At 61.5% G+C, this 18,817-nt stretch carries 14 protein-coding genes; 3 read left to right on the plus strand and 11 right to left on the minus strand.

What is annotated here, in order from left to right:
• Positions 1-23: 23 nt before the first annotated feature.
• The 5 genes from M8Q45_RS27510 to M8Q45_RS27530 form a co-directional block, all read right to left on the minus strand.
• Positions 24-2,450: a TonB-dependent siderophore receptor gene (locus M8Q45_RS27510; protein ID WP_249877170.1), complete on the minus strand. Its 2,427-nt coding sequence runs from the start codon at positions 2,448-2,450 to the stop codon at positions 24-26.
• Between the two features lie 247 nt (positions 2,451-2,697).
• Complete coding sequence (locus M8Q45_RS27515) at positions 2,698-3,672, minus strand: FecR domain-containing protein (RefSeq protein ID WP_249877171.1); 975 nt, start codon at positions 3,670-3,672, stop codon at positions 2,698-2,700.
• Positions 3,669-4,187 (minus strand): RNA polymerase sigma factor, encoded by a 519-nt coding sequence (locus M8Q45_RS27520; RefSeq protein ID WP_249877172.1) that lies wholly within the window; start codon positions 4,185-4,187, stop codon positions 3,669-3,671. The genes M8Q45_RS27515 and M8Q45_RS27520 overlap by 4 nt, the downstream gene beginning before the upstream one ends.
• A 376-nt stretch (positions 4,188-4,563) precedes the next feature.
• The gene (locus M8Q45_RS27525; protein ID WP_249877173.1) at positions 4,564-5,271 is read right to left on the minus strand and encodes a 3'-5' exonuclease; all 708 of its coding nucleotides are present in this window, start codon (positions 5,269-5,271) and stop codon (positions 4,564-4,566) included.
• Complete coding sequence (locus M8Q45_RS27530) at positions 5,268-7,202, minus strand: putative nucleotidyltransferase substrate binding domain-containing protein (protein WP_349654643.1); 1,935 nt, start codon at positions 7,200-7,202, stop codon at positions 5,268-5,270. The genes M8Q45_RS27525 and M8Q45_RS27530 overlap by 4 nt, the downstream gene beginning before the upstream one ends.
• Before the next feature lie 259 nt (positions 7,203-7,461).
• Between M8Q45_RS27530 and M8Q45_RS27535 the strand changes: the two genes are divergently transcribed.
• Entirely contained in the window at positions 7,462-7,908 is a 447-nt protein-coding gene (locus M8Q45_RS27535) for a response regulator (RefSeq protein WP_030139271.1), read from the plus strand.
• A 287-nt stretch (positions 7,909-8,195) separates the two neighbouring features.
• Here the strand turns inward: M8Q45_RS27535 and M8Q45_RS27540 are convergent, their stop codons facing one another.
• On the minus strand, positions 8,196-10,373 hold the full coding sequence (locus M8Q45_RS27540) for a malate synthase G (protein WP_249877175.1): 2,178 nt from the start codon (positions 10,371-10,373) through the stop codon (positions 8,196-8,198).
• A 630-nt stretch (positions 10,374-11,003) separates the two neighbouring features.
• Here M8Q45_RS27540 and M8Q45_RS27545 point away from each other — a divergent pair.
• Positions 11,004-11,522, plus strand: a complete 519-nt coding sequence (locus M8Q45_RS27545; protein ID WP_249877176.1) for a glycine cleavage system transcriptional repressor — start codon at positions 11,004-11,006, stop codon at positions 11,520-11,522.
• Positions 11,523-11,739: 217 nt separating this feature from the next.
• Here the strand turns inward: M8Q45_RS27545 and rarD are convergent, their stop codons facing one another.
• From rarD to M8Q45_RS27570, 5 genes are all read right to left on the minus strand, one after another.
• Positions 11,740-12,627, minus strand: coding sequence for an EamA family transporter RarD (rarD, locus tag M8Q45_RS27550; protein WP_249877177.1), 888 nt, complete (start codon positions 12,625-12,627; stop codon positions 11,740-11,742).
• A gap of 205 nt (positions 12,628-12,832) precedes the next feature.
• A complete protein-coding gene (locus M8Q45_RS27555; protein WP_030139267.1) occupies positions 12,833-13,807 on the minus strand; it encodes a serine/threonine protein kinase in 975 nt (324 codons plus the stop codon).
• Positions 13,808-13,993: 186 nt separating this feature from the next.
• Positions 13,994-15,895 carry a PhoX family protein gene (locus tag M8Q45_RS27560; RefSeq protein WP_249877178.1) on the minus strand — a complete coding sequence of 634 codons (1,902 nt, stop codon included), beginning with the start codon at positions 15,893-15,895 and terminating at the stop codon, positions 13,994-13,996.
• A gap of 67 nt (positions 15,896-15,962) precedes the next feature.
• The gene (locus M8Q45_RS27565; RefSeq protein ID WP_249877179.1) at positions 15,963-16,727 is read right to left on the minus strand and encodes a TOBE domain-containing protein; all 765 of its coding nucleotides are present in this window, start codon (positions 16,725-16,727) and stop codon (positions 15,963-15,965) included.
• A 59-nt stretch (positions 16,728-16,786) separates the two neighbouring features.
• Positions 16,787-17,527, minus strand: coding sequence for a ComF family protein (locus M8Q45_RS27570; RefSeq protein WP_249877180.1), 741 nt, complete (start codon positions 17,525-17,527; stop codon positions 16,787-16,789).
• Between the two features lie 90 nt (positions 17,528-17,617).
• Here M8Q45_RS27570 and bioB point away from each other — a divergent pair, with 90 nt between their 5' ends.
• Entirely contained in the window at positions 17,618-18,673 is a 1,056-nt protein-coding gene (gene bioB / locus M8Q45_RS27575; protein ID WP_039590691.1) for a biotin synthase BioB, read from the plus strand.
• Positions 18,674-18,817 lie beyond the last annotated feature (144 nt).

Genomic DNA, 18,817 nt, shown 5'->3' on the forward strand with positions numbered 1-18,817 from the left:
AGGTTTACGCAAATGCTAACCGTTTACCATTTGTAATTCACGCTGGCGACGACGTTGCGTTGGTCGCCGTAGTAGCAGTAGGAGCCGTCACAAGTGGACAGGTAGTCCTTGTTGAGGAGGTTCTTCGCGTCCACCGCGACCGTGACGCCCTTGAGCGTCTTGTTCAAACGACCGAGGTCGTAATGGGCCGAAGCGTCATACACCGTGTAGGACCCGACATGCCCCCAATCGGTGTTGGTGGTGTTGCCGTAGGTATCGCCGACATAACGCACGCCGGCACCGACACCAAAACCGTCCAGCGGGCCGTTGTGCCAGGTGTAGTCGGCCCAAGCGGTGGCCTGGTGACGCGGTACCTGGGTCATGCGCTTGCCTTCTTCGGCCGCGGTGCCCTTGGTGATCTCGCTGTCGTTGTAGGTGTAGGAGCCGATCAGCTTCAGGTTATCGGTTACTTCGCCGGAGGCTTCCAGTTCGAGGCCGCGTACGCGCACCTCCCCGACTTGGCGGGTGATGTTGTTTTCGGTGACGGAGTTGTTTTTTTGCGTCAAGTCGAACACCGCGGCAGTCAGCAAGGTCTTGGTGCCGGGTGGCTGGTACTTGATACCCGCTTCGTACTGTTCGCCTTCGGTGGGCTTGAACGCCTGGGTGCTGTTGACGGTTGAACCCGCTGCCGCCTGGAACGATTGCGCGAAGGAAATATAAGGCGTCACACCGTTATCGAAGACATAGCTCAGCGCCGCGTTGCCGCTGAATTTCTTGTCGCGCAGGGTGTCGGTCGCGTTGTTCTGGTTGTGGAATTCAGTGCTGGTGTGAATCCAGTCTTCACGGCCGCCGAGGGTCAGGCGCCAGTTGTCCAGGGCAATCTGGTCCTGGACATACAGGCCAGTCTGCTTGGTCTTCTGGTTATAGTCGTACATGGTGAGGTACTGGACGTTAGAAAAGTCCTGCCCGTAGATCGGGTTGTGGATGTTGCTGTCGGGAACGCCATTGGAACCCCAGAGCCATTTTGAATTTGCATTGGAACGCTGATGGTCCAGACCCAGTAGCAAGGTGTGGCTCACCGCACCGGTCTGGAAATCGGCTTGAAAGTTGTTATCAACGGCGAACTGACTGACATCTTCGTTAACGATCCCGGCGCTGCGCTTGACTGTCCCGTCGGGACTCACTGCCTGATCAGGTGGGAACGTCCCCGCTGTAATTCCCTGGAACTCAAGATCGCTCTTGGTATAGCGCAGGTTCTGGCGGAACTGCCAGGTGTCGTTCAGGCGGGTTTCAAAGGCATAGCCCAACGCGTAATAAGTACGATCGTAGAATTCCCAGTCCGGATCGCCCAGGTTCTTGTGATGGGAAATCTTGCCCGCCGGCGAGGACAGCTTGGTGCCTTGCAATGGCAGGAATTGCCCGGTGATGCCGGTGTCGTCGCGGGTATATTGCGACAGGAAGGTCAGGCGCGTGTCGTCATTGATATTCCAGGTCAGGCTCGGGGCGATGTTGTAGCGCTTGTCCGGGATGTGATCGACCTGGGCGTTGCTGTCGCGCACGGTGCCGCTGAGTCGATACAGGAGCTGGCCTTCGTCGTCGACCTTGCCGGTGCTGTCGAAATTGATCTGCTTGTGCTCGTAGCTGCCGGCTTGCAATTCGACTTCATGGCTGCTTTCAGATTGTGGGCGACGGCTGACCATGTCGAGCATGCCGCCAGGCGGCGTCTGCCCGTAGACCGAGGAGGCCGGGCCACGCAGCACGGCGATGCGTTCAAGGTTCCAGGGTTCGATCTTCGGCGTGACGTAGTTGCCCTTGGGCAGCGGCAGGCCATCGAGGAATTGGGTCGGCACGAAGCCGCGCACCAGCAGCCAATCGTTACGTGAGTCCGAACCGTAGCCGCTGCTCTGCACGCCGGCGGTGTAGCGCAAGGCGTCGTTCAGGTTGAGGACGGAGCGTTCCTCCATCTGTTGGCGCGTGACCACCGAGACCGAGCGCGGCAGCTCGACAATCGGCGTATCCGTCTTGGTGCCAGCGGCGGTCCGAGTGGCGACGTAGCCATCAGTCGGCCCCCACGCCGTTTCGCTGATTCCCGCCCCGATCACGCTGGTTTCCGGCAAGACCATGACGCCTTCAGGCGCGGCCATCAGGCTGAAGGTGCCGGCGCTGCTTTGTTCCAATTGCAGACCGGTGCCCCGCAAGGCTTCGCGCAGCGCTCCCGTAGCATCGAACTGACCCTGGACCGGCGCCGAAGTCTTGCCGGAAGCCAGGGACGGATCCAGGCTCAGGGAGAGGCCGGCTTGGCTGGCGATCTGGGTCAGGGTGCTGGCTAATGGCGCAGCGGGCAGGTTGTAGGCGCGCAAGCTTGAGGCCTGCTCGGCGGCCAGCAGCGTGACGCTGGTCAACGGGGCGGCAAGGGCAATGGCAACGGCCAGCAGGCTGGGGCGCAACAGGGTCTCAAGTGGGCGGGACATACGGCGGCTCCTGAATGGAAATATTTCTCAATTGCCTGTGTGCCGGATGAAATCCAAAAAGTGATAGGGCTGGATGAAAATAATTTAGATTCAGATAAAGCTGACAAACCCTCTGTAGGAGCTGCCGAGCGAAGCGAGGCTGCGATCTTTCTTCACAGATTGAGTCTCAAGCGAAAGATCAAAAACAAAAGATCGTCCGAACGCGGCCCGAGCCTTCGGCAGCTCCTACAAAGGTGCACCGTGCACATCAGGGTTTCGGCGCAGCGCTTGGCCCCACCACCACCCACCAACGCGTGTGATGCTCGACCTGCACCGGCAAGGTCGGCAGCAGGGCGGTCAGGGCCAGGTCGGTATCGTGCAGCGGGAAACTGCCGGTGATCCGCAGGTCAGCCACTTGGGGCTCGACACCGAGATAACCACGTCGATAACGCCCCAGCTCCCGGACCAGGTCTTCAAGGCGCGCGTTATCCACCACCAGCATGCCGCGGATCCAGGCATCGGCGCCGGGCTTCAACGCCAAGGTTGGCCCGAGGCCATCCCGGCGCATCAGCACTTGCTGGCCTTCACGCAGGACCTGTTCTTCATGGGTGGCCTGCGGATGCGCCGCTACTGCGGATTTCAACACGCTCAGGCGCGTGCCCTGGTCTTCGAGCCTGACCAGGAAACGCGTGCCCAGCGCGCGCATGCTGCCTTCGCGCGTCTCGACGATGAAAGGACGCGGATCGTTATGGCCGGTTTCCACCAGGATCTCGCCTTCCTGCAAGACGATACGCCGCTGCTTGTCGTCGAAACGTACGTCCAGCGCACTGTGGGTGTTGAGGTTGATCAACGTGCCGTCCGCCAGGCGCAACGTGCGCTGTTCACCCGTGGCGGTACGCTGGTCGGCCAGCCAATAATCCAGGGGCAGGTAACGATCACCGGCGAACAGCGCCAAGCCGATGACTGCGACGAGACTGGCCAGGCCGCTGCCGACCTTGCGCAGGCGTCGGCGGATGCTGACCCGCGATTGCAGCAACACGGCGCGCGCCGGGCCGCTGGCGACGTTGAAGCGCTGGTCGAGCATGCCTAGCTGCCGCCAGGCCCGGGCGTGTTCTTCGTCGGCGGCATGCCATTGGGCAAATGCTTCGCGGTCCTCTGGGCTGCTCGAGTCCAAGGACAACTGCCAGGCGATGGCCGCGTCCAGAACCCGGGCCGAAACCGGTTTTCCGTGGGCCGTGGTCATGTCGGCTCACCATAAAGCGCGATGTAGCATTGCCGCATGCCTTGGGCCAGGTATTGCCGTACCCGTGGAACCGAAACCCCCAGGCGCTCGGCGATTTCAGCGTGGCCGAGGCCATCGAGGCGGTTATAGAAGAAGGCGGCGCGGGCCTTGCTGGACAACTTGCCCAGCAGGCGATCGATGTTCTTCAGGTCTTCGAGGATGAGTTGTTGCTCTTCTACCGATGGCTGCTCGTCTTCTGGAATCAGCATCAGTTCGGTCAGGTAGGCCTGTTCGAGGGCGGCCCGACGGAAGTAGTCGAACAACAGCCCCTTGGCGATCGCCACCAGAAACGCACGTGGTTCGCGGGGCGCCTTCAATTCCTCGCGACCCAGCAAGCGCACAAACGTGTCCTGGCTCAGGTCCTCGGCCCGCTGCGCGCAGGCCACGTTGCGCCGTAGCCATGCCAATAGCCAGCCGCGATGGTCACGGTACAACGCACCAACCAACTCACTATGAGGAGTAGTGCCCGGTCTCACAAGTACCGTTCCTTTTTGACGGTGTCTGCTGCCGTCATGCTGTGTTGCCGCTCCTCGCCATAGCGGGCTATGACTCGTCGCGGCGCCTTGCCTGACGACAGCAGCCACTCGTCAAAAAAGGGACGGTACTTGTGAGACCGGACACTAGGGACTGACGACACGGAACATCACCGACGTTTTAAGTAACGAGAATTGTTCGCGATTGTGGCAGAGGCGGGGCAGGGAAAGCAATTGGCGCTGGTCGGGGTATGCAATACCCCTGTGGGAGCGAGCTTGCTCGCGATAGCGGTGGGGCAGTCGCATTGGGGGTGACTGACATTGCGCCATCGCGAGCAAGCTCGCTCCCACAAAAGCTCCCCGAGGGCACGGGTCTGGATTAAAGCGAAGGCGCCTGCTGCCGCCGTTTCCATTGCCCGAGGCGTTGTTGCAAGGCGAGGGGGGTGTGGATTTCCTGCTGGCGGGCGCGGCTGAACAGGATCAGCGCCAGCTCCGCCGTGGCCAGGGCGTCGGCGCCGGCGTTGTGGCGATCGAAGACTTGCAGCTTGAACCAGTCGATCCACTCGTCCAGGCCGGACTTGCGCAGGTTGGCTTGCGGGCAAAGCATCGGCGCCAGGTCGGCGACATCCAGGAATGGATGTTGAAGCCGGTAGCCCAGGTAGTCTTTCATGGCGCGCCCCAGCATGTGGGAATCGAATGGCGCATGAAACGCCAGCAGCGGACTGTCGCCGACAAATTCCATGAACGCTAGCAAGGCTTCCGCCGGGTCGCTGCCGGCGGCGATGGCACTCGGCGCCAGGCCATGGATCAGCACGCTTGGCCCGAGCTTCTGTTTGTCGCATTGCAAGGTCCGTTCGAATTGCTGGCTGAAGTCGATGGCCCCGTCTTCGATCACCACCGCGCCGATGGACAGCACCTGGTCTTTGTTCAGGTTGAGGCCGGTGGTTTCCAGGTCGACCACCACCCAACGCTGTTCCCGCAAGATGCATTCAGCCAATGGGGCGGGGGCGGGCAGGTTGGCCAGGCGTTGCTGCAAGGCGTCGCAAAGCGTTGGCTGGACCGGGCGCAGCCAGGAAAACAGACTCACAGTTGATACCTCAACGTCAGGCTGCTTTGCAGGCGTTGGGCCTGGCGCAGGGATTCGCGCAGGATCCGCCGGTCCAGATGATTGAGGCTGTCGGGGTCGACACGGTTGGAATAAGGCAGGTTTTCCCGGGTCTGCAATTGATGTTGCTGCATCCGGGTCTGCTGGATGAAGTGGTAGGCCTCTTCATAAGCCGCGCCGTCCAGCGGTTCGATGACTTCCTTGACGACCAGTTGCCGCAAGCGTTCGAGGGTGTTGTTGGCCTCGATGCCGTTGGCCAAGGCCAGCAATCGAGCGCCGTCGACGAAAGGCGTCAGGCCTTGCACCTTCAGGTCGAGGGTGGCTTTTTCGCCGTTCTTTCTGCTCAGCACGAAATCCCGGAAGCGTCCAACGGGCGGGCGGTGGCGAAGGGCATTCTCGGCCATCATGCGCTGGAACAAGCGGTTGTCCGCCACGTGATCGAGAATCTGCTGGCGCAATTGCTCGCAGCCTTGTTCGTCGCCCCAGACCACCCTCAGGTCGAAATAGATGCTCGAGCCCAGCAGGTTCTCGGGCGTCGCTTCGCGAATGAAGGCCGCGAAGCGCCGTGCCCATTCAGCCCGGGACAGGCACAGCTCGGGGTTGCCGGCCATGATGTTGCCTTTGCACAAGGTGAAGCCGCACAGCGCCAGGCTCTGGTTGATCTGCTGGGCGATGGGCAGCAGCAGGCCACGGATCTGCGCAGCGTGGGCGGCATCGCGGGCTTCGAAAAGGATGCCGTTGTCCTGGTCGGTATGCAGGGTCTGCTCGCGGCGGCCTTCGCTGCCGAAACACAGCCAACTGAACGGCACGCCCGGGTCGCCTTTGTCGGCCAGGGTCAACTCAATGACCCGGCACACGGTGTGGTCGTTGAGCAAGGTGATGATGTGGGTGATCTGCGTTGACGACGCGCCGTGGGCCAGCATGCGCTCCACCAGTTGGCCGATCTCGCCGCGCAGCGTCACCAGGTTTTCCACCCGGGGGGCGTTGCGAATCGTCCGGGCCAGGTGCACCAGGTCGACGCGTTGCAGGGAAAACAGATCCCGCTCCGACACTACGCCACACAGGCGCTGGTCCTTGACCAGGCAGACATGGGCGATGTGGCGCTCGGTCATGGCTATCGCCGCGTCGAAGGCGCTGTGGTCGGGGGATAGGAAGAACGGCGCCTGGGTCATGTGCATCGCGATCGACTCGGAAAAGTCCCCGCTGCCGTCGGCCACGACTTGCCGCAAGTCGCGCAGGGTAAAAATCCCCATCGGCGCTTTTTGTTCATTGACCACGACGATGCTGCCGACCTGTTGTTCGTGCATCAGCTTCACGGCTTCGCGCAGCGGTGTTTCGGGGCTGCAACTGACCGGGTGACGCATCGCCAGCTCGCCCAGGCGCGTATTGAGGGAATATTGCGTGCCCAGGGTCTGCGCGGATTTTTGCTGCACTTGCTGGTTGACCTGGTCGAGCAGGCTGCTGACCCCGCGCAAGGCGAAATCGCGAAACGGGCCGGACAGGGCGAACAGCTTGATGAAGGCCAATTTGTTCAATTGCAGGCAGAACGTGTCCTCACCGGCCCGATGCTCGGTGCGGGTGGCTCGCTCGCCCAACAGCGCGGCGAGGGGAAAACATTCGCCCGTGGTGATTTCAAAAGTAGTCTCGGTGCCGCCCTTCGCCGAATGGGGCCGCTCGCCCACCACGCGGCCTTGCTTGACGATATAGAAGTGCTCTACCGGACCGTCCGCCGGCTTGATGATCGTTTCGCCCAGCGCGTAGAAACGCAGCAGGCATTGCTCCACCAGATAGGCCAGGTGGGCGTTTTCCATTTGGTTGAACGGGGGGAAGCGTTGCAGGAACTGCAATGTGCCCTGGATGTTCTGCAACACCGCGGTTTTCCCTGCCTGGATGAAGGCGTCCGCTTTTTTCATAACCATGGCGCAATCTTTTTCGAATTATTGTGGTCGGATCTGTTCGCCATGGTCGGCCTCTGAACGTGGGGTGCCCATTGGACGTAAGTCTAGGTCGCCGTCATCAGGCCGGAACTACGGAAATATCCTACGCTTCGCCTCGGAAAATTCTTCCCGGAATGCTCTTGGAAAAAAATCCGACGAAGTGCACATTGAAGCGCCGCAGAACGATGTCTGACCACTGTGCCAGGGGATCGATTCAAGGAACGTAGAGAGCATCATGTCCGACCACGATATTTTGAGTGACGCCGAGCGCGAGGCGCTGAGTGCCGTCATGCTGGAACCTGACCTGCCGCCGCAGCGTGTATTGATCGTCGATGACGACAAGGACGCCCGCGAGCTGCTGTCGGAGATCCTGGCATTGGACGGCATCCGCTGCATGACCGCCGCCAGTGGCGAAACTGCACTCAAGATGCTGGAGACCAAGCCGTCCATTGGCCTGCTCATCACCGACCTGCGCATGGGCAACGTCGATGGCCTGGAACTGGTACGCCTGGTGCGCGAGTCGGAGCGGGCCGCGTTGCCGATTATCATCGTGTCGGGCGACGCCGATGTGAAGGACGCCATCGAAGCCATGCACCTGAGCGTGGTGGACTTTTTGCTCAAGCCGATCGACACCGAAAAGCTGCTGGGGTTGGTCAAGCATGAGTTGGGGATGGATCTTTAGACCATCTTCTTCAATCGTGCCGAAGTGCTTTTGTGGCGAGGGAGCTTGCTCCCGCTCGACTGCGACTGTAGGAGCTGTCGAGCGCAGCGAGGCTGCGATCTTTCCCCAGGCGCTTGAATCACAAGCCAAGATCAAGGGATCGTCCGAACGCGGCCCGAGGCTTCGCCCGTTCCTACAGAGCCCAGCGGGAGCAAGCGCCCTCGCCACAAAGGCAGTTAGGTGTTGCAAATGAAAAAGCCCTGATTGAGAGATCAGGGCTTTTTTGTGATGCGCTGTCTACCGCTCAATCACAACCCATTGGCGGCCTTGAACTCGCGACGACGACGGTGCAGCACCGGCTCGGTGTAGCCATTCGGCTGCTGAGTGCCTTCGACCACCAACTCGACCGCCGCCTGGAAGGCGATGTTGCTGTCGAAGTCCGGCGCCAGCGGGCGGTACAGCGGGTCGCTGGCGTTCTGGCGGTCCACCACCGGCGCCATGCGCTTGAGGCTTTCCATCACCTGCTCCTGAGTGACGATGCCGTGGCGCAGCCAGTTGGCGATGTGCTGGCTGGAAATACGCAGCGTCGCCCGGTCTTCCATCAGGCCGATGTCGTTGATGTCCGGCACCTTGGAGCAACCCACGCCCTGGTCGATCCAACGCACTACGTAGCCGAGGATGCCCTGGGCGTTGTTGTCCAGTTCGTTCTTGATCTGCTCTGGCGTCCAGCTCGGGTTGACGGCCAGCGGGATGGTCAGGATGTCGTCCACCGAAGCGCGGGCGCGCTTGGCCAGTTCGGCCTGGCGGGCGAACACGTCGACCTTGTGATAATGCAGCGCGTGCAACGCGGCGGCGGTCGGCGACGGCACCCAGGCGGTATTGGCGCCGGCCATCGGGTGAGCGATTTTCTGTTCGAGCATCGCCGCCATCAGGTCCGGCATCGCCCACATGCCCTTGCCGATTTGCGCGCGGCCTTGCAGGCCAGTGCTCAGACCGATATCGACGTTCCAGTTTTCATAGGCGGCGATCCATTTCTCGGCTTTCATGTCGGCCTTGCGCACCATCGGGCCGGCTTCCATTGAGGTGTGGATTTCATCACCCGTACGATCGAGGAAGCCGGTGTTGATGAATACCACGCGCTCGCTGGCGGCCTTGATGCAAGCCTTGAGGTTGACCGTGGTACGGCGCTCCTCGTCCATGATCCCGACCTTGAGGGTGTTGCGCGGCAGGTTCAGCACGTCTTCGACACGACCGAACAGTTCGTTGGTGAACGCGGCTTCTTCGGGGCCGTGCATCTTCGGCTTGACGATATACACCGAGCCGGTGCGGCTGTTGCGGCGCGAGGTATTGCCGTTGAGGCTGTGGATCGCCGCCAGGCTGGTGACCAGGCCGTCGAGGATGCCTTCCGGCACTTCGTTGCCGTCCTTGTCGAGGATCGCGTCGATGGTCATCAGGTGGCCAACGTTGCGCACGAACAGCAGCGAGCGACCGTGCAGGGTCACGCTCGAACCATCGACAGCCGTGTAGACGCGGTCCGGGTTCATGGTCCGGGTGAAGGTCTGGCCGCCCTTGGCGACTTGTTCCGCCAGGTCGCCCTTCATCAGGCCCAGCCAGTTTCGATAGATCACCACCTTGTCATCGGCATCGACGGCGGCAACCGAATCTTCGCAGTCCATGATGGTGGTCAGCGCGGCCTCCATCAGGAGGTCTTTGACACCGGCGGCATCGGTCTGGCCGACCGGGGTGCTGGCGTCGATCTGGATTTCGAAGTGCAGGCCGTTGTGTTTCAGCAGCACGGCAGTCGGCGTCGAGGCATCGCCCTGGAAACCGATCAACTGGGCATCGTCGCGCAGACCGCTGTTGGTGCCGCCCTTGAGGGTGACCACCAGTTTGCCGTCAACGATTTTGTAGGCAGTGGAATCGACATGGGAGCCGGCCGCCAGCGGGGCCGCTTCGTCGAGGAAGGCACGGGCGAAGGCGATGACCTTGTCGCCGCGCACCTTGTTGTAGCCTTTGCCTTTTTCCGCGCCATCGGCTTCGCTGATGGCGTCGGTGCCGTACAACGCGTCATACAGTGAACCCCAGCGGGCGTTCGAGGCGTTGAGGGCGAAGCGGGCGTTCATCACCGGCACCACCAGTTGCGGGCCGGCCATGCGGGCGATTTCGTCATCGACGTTCTGGGTCGTGGCCTGGAAGTCCGCCGCTTCTGGCAGCAGGTATCCAATGTCTTGCAGGAAGGCTTTGTAAGCCACGGCGTCGTGGGCCTGGCCGGCACGTGCCTGGTGCCAGGCGTCGATCCGCGCCTGGAAATCGTCGCGTTTGGCGAGTAGGGCTTTGTTTTTCGGAGCCAGGTCATGAATGACCTTGTCGGCGCCGGCCCAGAATGCGTCGGCGGTGAGGCCGGTTCCGGGAATGGCTTCGTTATTCACGAAGTCGAACAGGACTTTGGCGACCTGCAGGCCACCGACTTGAACGTGTTCAGTCATTGCTTGCCTCACTCTGCTCAGCTATTTCGCTTTTCAGCTCTTCGATTTTGACAATGAAGCCTCGGGACATTTAAACCACAAACCCCTGAACCAGTACATGCCATCGCTGGCGGCTGGGTGATCAAGCCTTGCTGACGGGGCTTTACAGGGATGCGACCGGCCTGGGCAGACATCGGTGGAACATCACGCATTACGATTATGTAGTGCGCGCTGCGGCATACTACATGATCAATTGCGCTTGTGAAAATTAGACTAAATGCGTCGTTCTGCGACCGACTAAAGCAGTACGGTCACAGCGCGGAACGGGATGTTCTCAAAAAACAGATGGATTGTTCCAGATAAATCTACAATTCGTACACACGTCCATGGCAAGGGAGCTTGCTCCCGCCGTAGGAGCCGCCGAGCAAAGCGAGGCTGCGATCTTTTGATCTTTTGATCTTTTGATCTTTTGATCTTTTGATCTTTTGTCTTGTTGCTTGAGATTGAGGTGTCCGGCAAAAGATCGCAGCCTCGCTTTGCTCGGCAGCTCCTACGCGGTCCAGCGGGAGCAGGCTCCCTCGCCACGAAAGCGGCCGTGTGGACTTCCTGCCTTGCCTATACTGTCCGCTTCCCCAACAAGAGGACTGCGCCATGGACCACCTCGTCATCACTGTTTTCGCCCCGGACAAGCCCGGGCAGGTCGAGCGCATCGCCCAATGCATCGCCGAGCATGGCGGTAACTGGCTGGAGAGCCGCATGTCGCACCTGGCCGGTCAGTTTGCCGGGATCCTGCGCCTCAGCGCCCCGGCCGAGGCCCATGAAGAATTGATCGAAGCCTTGCAGGGATTGTCGGTCCACGGCATTCGCGTGCTGATCGCTGAAAGCGCCATTGAAGCATCCTGCACCTGGAAACCCATTGCCATGGAGCTGGTGGGCAACGATCGCCCCGGCATCGTGCGGGACATCACCCGGTTACTGAGCGAGCAGGGCGTCAATGTCGAGCGTCTGGTGACCCATGTCCGGCCCGCGCCCATGAGCAGTGAATTGCTGTTTCATGCCGAGGCGATCCTCGGGGTGCCCTTGACCCTGTCGCTTGAAACACTGCAGGCGCGCCTGGAGACCTTGGCCGATGAGTTGATGGTTGAGCTGAAACTCAGCGACGAAGCGTGACGAGGGTTATCCAAGGAAAACCTGCGCCTGCCTGTGGATAACCTGTAGAGACCCGGCCCCAGCCCAGGCCCGCCGGGGCTCAGCGGTCAATGATCAAAAAATCGCCAGTTTTCAATGGCTTGTGCACAAACGGCGGGGATCACGCTGTGGATAACCTTGGGAAGGAAACGCGCAGGCCACGCCGGACGTGGCCTGTGAACGATTGTGTGTTTTTTGATCAGTTGCGCCGGCGCATACTGATCACGGCATCGACGCTGTACACCGCCAGCCCGGCCCAGATAAAGATGAACGCCACCAAGGTGGACGACGACAGATGCTCACCGAACAGCAGCACCGCGAGCAGCAGCACGAGAGTCGGGGCGATGTATTGCAAGAAACCCAGCGCGGTATAGGGCAAATGCCGCGCCGCGGCGTTGAAGCATACCAGTGGGACCAGCGTCACCGGGCCGGCCGCCACCAGCCACCAGGCTTCGGAGGTGGTCCAGAACGCCGCTTGGGCGCTGGTGGCCGAGGGATTGAGCAGCAACCAGGCGATGGCGATCGGCACCAACATCCAGGTTTCCACCACCAGCCCGGGCAAGGCCTTGACCGGCGCCTGCTTGCGGATCAATCCGTAGAAGCCAAACGTCAGCGCCAGTGCCAGCGATACCCACGGCAGGCTGCCCACCTGCCAGACCTGCTGGGCCACGCCGAGTGCCGCCAACCCCACCGCCAGCCACTGCATGCGGCGCAGGCGCTCGCCGAGGATCAGCATGCCCAGCAACACGTTGACCAGCGGATTGATGTAGTAGCCCAGGCTGGCTTCGAGCATCCTGCCGTTGTTTACCGCCCAGACGTAGGTCAGCCAGTTGGCCGCGATCAACGTGCCGCTCAACGCCAGGATCGCCAGGCGACGGGGATTGTCCCGCAACTCGCGCCACCAGCCCGGGTGTTTCCAGACCATCAGCAACGCCGCACCGAACAGGGCGGACCACAGCACCCGGTGGATGATGATTTCCACCGACGGCACACTGGCGATGGCTTTGAAATAGATCGGGAACAGACCCCAGATGATGTAGGCACTCAGGCCCAGGATGTACCCGCGACGCGGGTTGGCGGCTTGCATGCAGAATCCTTGCTTAGGCAGCTAACAGAGGAGTGATTGTAAGGAGATTTGTCTGGTTGTGCTGTGAACCTTGTTAGGTCCCCTGTGGGAGCGAGCTTGCTCGCGATGGCGGTGGAACAGCCGCCATTTATATTGACTGATACAACGCTATCGCGATCAAGCTCGCTCCCACAGGGATTTCAGTGGCTGTTGGGGCCGAGCCCAATCAGAACAACTTCAACGGCTCTTCATTCAGCGCGGCCAATTGTTCGCGCAACGCCAATATCTGGTCGCCCCAGTAACGCTCACTGCCAAACCACGGGAAGCTTCGTGGAAACGCCGGGTCGTCCCAGCGGCGGGCCAGCCAGGCGCTGTAATGCATCAGGCGCAGGGCTCGCAGTGGTTCGATGAGGGCCAATTCCCGTGGATCGAAATCATGGAATTCCTGGTAACCGTCCATCAACTCCGACAGCTGGCCCAGGCATTCCTGGCGATCCCCTGCAAGCATCATCCACAGATCCTGCACCGCTGGCCCCATGCGGCAATCGTCCAGGTCAACGATGTGGAACACCTCGTCGCGGCACATCATGTTGCCGGGATGACAATCGCCGTGCATGCGGATGTTCTGGTGGGGCGTGGCGGCGTAGGCGTCCTCGACGCGCTTGAGCAAGTCCCTGGCGACCGATTCGTAGGCCGGCAATAGGCTGCGAGGGACGAAGCCGCTTTGCAGCACCGTGTCCAGCGAGTCGTGGCCGAAATTCTTCACGCCCAGCGCTTCACGGTGTTCGAACGGACGGGTCGCGCCAATCGCATGCAGGCGCCCGAGCAACTGGCCCAGGCGATAGAGCTGGTCGAGATTGCCCGGCTCCGGCGCGCGGCCGCCGCGGCGGGGAAACAGGGTGAAACGAAACCCGGCATGTTCGTGCAGGCTGGCGCCGTTATGGATCAACGGCGCCACCACCGGTACTTCACGGTCGGCCAGTTCGAAGGTGAATTGGTGTTCCTCCAGGATGGCTTCGTTGGTCCAGCGCTGGGGGCGATAGAACTTGGCGATCAGCGGCTCGGCGTCTTCGATGCCGACCTGATAGACGCGGTTTTCGTAGCTGTTGAGGGCCAGCACGCGGGCGTCGCTGAGGAAACCGATGCTTTCAACGGCATCGAGCACCAGGTCGGGCGTGAGGGTTTCGAACGGATGGGACATGCTGACTCCTGCGCAGCGGCAGGGCTGCCGCGTCCGGCCCAGCATGGTAGCGCAGACGGAGGCAGATAGGGGGTGGCTGTGCTGACGCTATCGTCGGATCGCCGCCCGGAGCAAGCTCGCTCCCACAGTGGATCTACGGTGTACCGTCTATCCTGTGGGAGCGAGCTTGCTCGCGATGAGGCCAGATCAGGCGCCGATAACGCCGCCGTCTTCGCGGGTAATCACCATCACTGAAGACCGCGGCTTGCCATTGGGCAGGTGCTCGGGGAAGGTCGAACCGCCGTTTTCACCCGGGTGCTGAATGCCCACGAACAGGGCCTTCTGGTCCGGTGCAAAACTGATCCCGGTCACTTCACAACCCACCGGCCCGACCATGAAACGGCGGATTTCGCCAGTGTCTGGGTCGGCGCAGAGCATCTGGTTGTTGCCCATGCCGGCGAAGTCTCCGGCGTTGCTGGAGTCGCCGTCGGTGAGGATCCACAGCCGGCCGGCCTTGTCGAAGCCCAGGCCGTCGGGGCTGTTGAACATGTTCTGTGCATTGACGTTGGATGAGCCGGCTTTCGGTGTACCGGCATGTACCGTCGGGTTGCCGGCGACCACGAACAGATCCCACTCGAAGGTGTTGGAGGCGTGGTCGTCGCGGTCGGTGCGCCAGCGCAGGATCTGCCCGTAGACGTTCTTGGCCCGAGGGTTTGGCCCGTCCACCGGTTGGCCATCTTCGCCGCGCTTGGCGTTGTTGGTCAGGGTGCAATAGACCTGGCCGTCTTTCGGGCTGACCACGATCCACTCAGGGCGGTCCATGCGAGTCGCGCCCACGGCACTGCCGGCCAGGCGCGCGTGGATCAGCACCTCGGCCTGGCCATTGAAACCCTTGCTGGCGTCGAGGCCGTTCTTGCCGTGGCTCAGCTCGATCCACTGGCCCTTGCCTTTCGGATGGTCCGGGTTGCCATCGCCGGCGTCGAAGCGCGCCACGTACAGGGTGCCATGGTCCAGCAAGTCGCGATTGGCCTTGGCGTTGCGGTGGTCGATGCGATCGCGGCTGATGAATTTATAAATGAATTCGCCGCGTTCGTCGTCGCCCATGTACACCACGGCGCGACCGTCATGGGTTTGTGCCAGGGCCGCGTTTTCGTGTTTGAAACGGCCCAGGGCGGTGCGTTTCACCGGAGTGGATTTTGGGTCGAACGGATCGATTTCCACCACCCAGCCATGGCGATTGAGTTCGTTGGGATTCTTCGCCAGGTCGAAGCGCGGGTCATGCGGGTGCCAGTTGATCTCGCGGCTGGTGACGGTAGCGCCGTAGCGCTTTTGCGCGTCATCGAATTTCAGGTCGGCCTTGCTGCTGCCGAAGCAGTCGGTGAAGTTTTCTTCACAGGTCAGGTAAGTGCCCCACGGCGTCATGCCATTGGCGCAGTTCTGAAAGGTGCCCAGCACTTTTTTACCGCTTTTGTCGGCGCTGGTTTTCACCCAGTCGTGACCGGCAGCCGGGCCGCTCAGGCGAATCGGCGTGTTGCCATGGATCCGGCGGTTGTAGCGAGAATCCTGGACGAATTGCCATTGACCGCGACGCCGCTCGATCTCGATCACCGACACGCCTTCACAGGCCTGGGCCTTGTGCACTTCTTCGGCCGATTGCGGCTGACCACCATGGGGGAAGAGATAGCGATAATTGGTGTATTCGTTGTTGATCGCCATCAGCGCGCGGTTTTCATCCCCAGGCATCGGGAACAGGCTCATGCCGTCGTTGTTGTCGCCAAATTGCATTTCCTGCGCGCGGGCGGTGCCGTTGCCGCTGGGGTCGAATGCCGGTGCATTTTTTTGCAATGGCTGGCCCCAACTGATCAACACCGAGGCTTTGTAGCCTGGCGCAAGGGTAATGGTGTCTGTCGTCGCGGCTGCGATGCCGTCGAAGCCCAGCATGCGTTTGTTGCCTTCGCTCACGGCGGCGGCCATGACGCTGCGGCTCAGCAGGTTGCCGCCCAGGAACATCGCCGCACCGCATAGGGCGCCAGCACCAATGAAGCGGCGACGGCTCAAGCCGACGATGTTTTCCAGGTCGGTGGATTGGTTATCTTCTAATAGGCTCATCATCAGGCTCCCTGCTGGTTTTGGCAGTCACCTTAAAGCGGGTCGATGAAGCTTTTGTTTCAGCGGGCTACAACGGGGTGCCCAGCAACACATTTGACGGAGAAAAACACACTTGCACCGGTGAGCGTGCCTCCAGGTTTCGCTCTCTGAGCCGCGATGGATCAGCCAGGGCACACAAGGTCTGGCCATTGGGCAGGCCGATGCGCACTTCGCTGGGGCCGTTTTCGGCGGCGGCGACGTCTTCGATCACCCCGCGCAGCGTGTTGGCCCCCGGATGTTCTGGCTGATCGGCGGGGTACAGCTCCAGCCAGCCGGCCTTGATCAAGGCAACCACTTCGGTACCGGTTTCCAGTTCCAGGCGCAGTGTGCTGTCGTGGGTGATCTGTGTGTCGATGACCAGGCCACGGGCCAGTTCCACGCGCACCCGGTCGTTGTGACCTTGGGCGTCGATGCCGAGCACTTTGCCATGCAGCTGGTTTCGGGCACTGGTGCGCAGCATCAGCCGGCTGAGCAGCCCCAGGTCCCCTGCGTCCTCGCTCGCTTCCAGCAGTTGCGCCTGCAAGGTCTGCAAGCGTTGATAGAGACGCAGGACACGTTGGCCTTCCTCTGACAGTTTTGCGCCACCACCGCCCTTGCCACCCACGCTGCGTACGACCAGCGGTTGGTCCGCCAAGTTGTTCAGTTCGTCAATCGCGTCCCATGCGGCCTTGTAGCTCAGGCCCGCGCTCTTGGCGGCGCGGGTGATCGAGCCCTGTTCGGCGATGTGCTGCAACAGGGCGATGCGCTGTGGTCGGCGGACGATGTGCTGGGTCAGGAGCGTAGGCAATGTCATGACGAAAAACTGCGTGCAGGGATTTGATGCCCGGACGTTGGCGCCTCGGCGGCGGCGCGTCAAGCGGGGTCGCCGGGTTTTGGCGTGCGGGCCAGGCAATACACATCGACCCGGGCAGCGCCGGCATCGAGCAACAGGCGTGCAAGCGTCTGGGCCGTGGCACCCGTGGTGAGCACGTCGTCCACCAGGGCCAAGTGGCGGTTCATCAATAAAGCGTCAGGCGCCAAGGCAAAGGCTTGGCGAAGATTGCGACGCCGCGCACGGGCATCAAGGGCCTGTTGCGCGGGGGTGTCCTGGACGCGCAGCAGCAGTTTCTCCTCGCAAGGAATCTGCAGCGGCCCGCTGAGCCAGCGGGCCAGCAGCGCCGCCTGGTTGAAACCGCGCTGCCGGAGGCGTCGAGCCGCCAGTGGCACCGGCACCAGCGCGTCCGGACGCTCCAGCCCTTCATCAAAATGATGTTGGATCGACTGCGCCAACAGTTCGCCGAGTAAGCGCCCAAGCGGCCACTTCGCCTGATGCTTGAAACGGGTGACCAGCGTGTCCACCGGAAAGTCATAGATCCATGGCGCCACGACCCGTTCGAAAGCCGGCCGGCGCGTGGCGCATTGTCCGCAGCGGAGCCCTGGCATGGGCTGCGGAAGCGCGCAGACATTGCATTGATCGCCAAGCCAGGGCAATTCGCTTTCACAAGGCGTGCAGATTGGCTGCGGTGTGTCCGTGTGTTCGCCGCACAATAGGCAGGGTTGTTTGTTTTTTGACCAGATGTAAACCGGCCATTTGTATCGAGGTTGACAGCGCATGACTCTTCCTTAAATATGCCGAACATCCGTGTCGCGCCTGTGGGTATTGAGTGCCCCAGGCGCCAGCCAAGCATAATCAAGGAAATGCCCATGAGCGCCAGCACCACTGCCAACCTGCGTCATGACTGGTCTTTGGCCGAAGTCAAAGCACTCTTCGTCCAGCCATTCAACGACTTGCTTTTCCAGGCGCAGACCGTGCACCGCGCGCACTTCGACGCCAACCGCGTCCAGGTTTCCACGCTGCTGTCGATCAAGACCGGCGCCTGCCCGGAAGATTGCAAATATTGTCCGCAGTCCGGCCACTACAACACCGGGCTGGAAAAAGAGAAGTTGCTGGAAGTGCAGAAGGTCCTCGAAGAGGCGGCGCGCGCCAAGGCCATCGGTTCGACCCGTTTCTGCATGGGCGCGGCGTGGAAGCATCCGTCGGCCAAGGACATGCCTTACGTGCTGGAGATGGTCAAGGGTGTGAAGGCCATGGGCCTGGAAACCTGCATGACCCTGGGCCGCCTCGACCAGGAACAGACCGAAGCGCTGGCCCAGGCCGGCCTGGATTACTACAACCACAACCTCGATACGTCGCCTGAGTTCTACGGCAGCATCATCACCACCCGCACCTACAGCGAGCGCCTGCAGACCCTGGCCTACGTGCGTGATTCGGGGATGAAGATCTGCTCTGGCGGGATCCTGGGCATGGGCGAGTCCCTGGACGACCGCGCCAACCTGCTGATCCAGCTGGCAAACCTGCCGGAGCACCCGGAGTCGGTGCCGATCAACATGCTGGTGAAAGTCGCCGGCACGCCGCTGGAGAATGCCGAGGACGTCGATCCGTTCGATTTCATCCGCATGCTGGCCGTGGCGCGGATCCTCATGCCGAAATCCCACGTGCGCTTGTCCGCCGGCCGCGAAGCGATGAACGAGCAAATGCAGGCCCTGGCGTTTTTCGCCGGCGCGAACTCGATTTTCTACGGCGACAAGTTGCTGACCACTGCCAACCCGCAGGCTGACAAGGACATGCAACTGTTCGCGCGCCTGGGCATCCAGCCCGAAGCCCGTGAAGAGCATGCTGACGAAGTGCATCAAGCGGCCATTGAACAGGCGTTGGTGGAGCAGAAGAGCAGCGAGCAGTTCTATAACGCCGCTGTTTGATCACGCACCGATTCCCGGATTGGCATGCAAGGCCCTGTGGGAGCGAGCTTGCTCGCGATGGCGATGGAACATTCAACATTTATGTCGACTGGCTCACCGCTATCGCGAGCAAGCTCGCTCCCACAAGGGGCTTTGGCCAGTCCT

The organism is Pseudomonas sp. T1.Ur, assembly GCF_023516725.1.
Classification (GTDB): Bacteria; Pseudomonadota; Gammaproteobacteria; order Pseudomonadales; family Pseudomonadaceae; genus Aquipseudomonas; species Aquipseudomonas alvandae.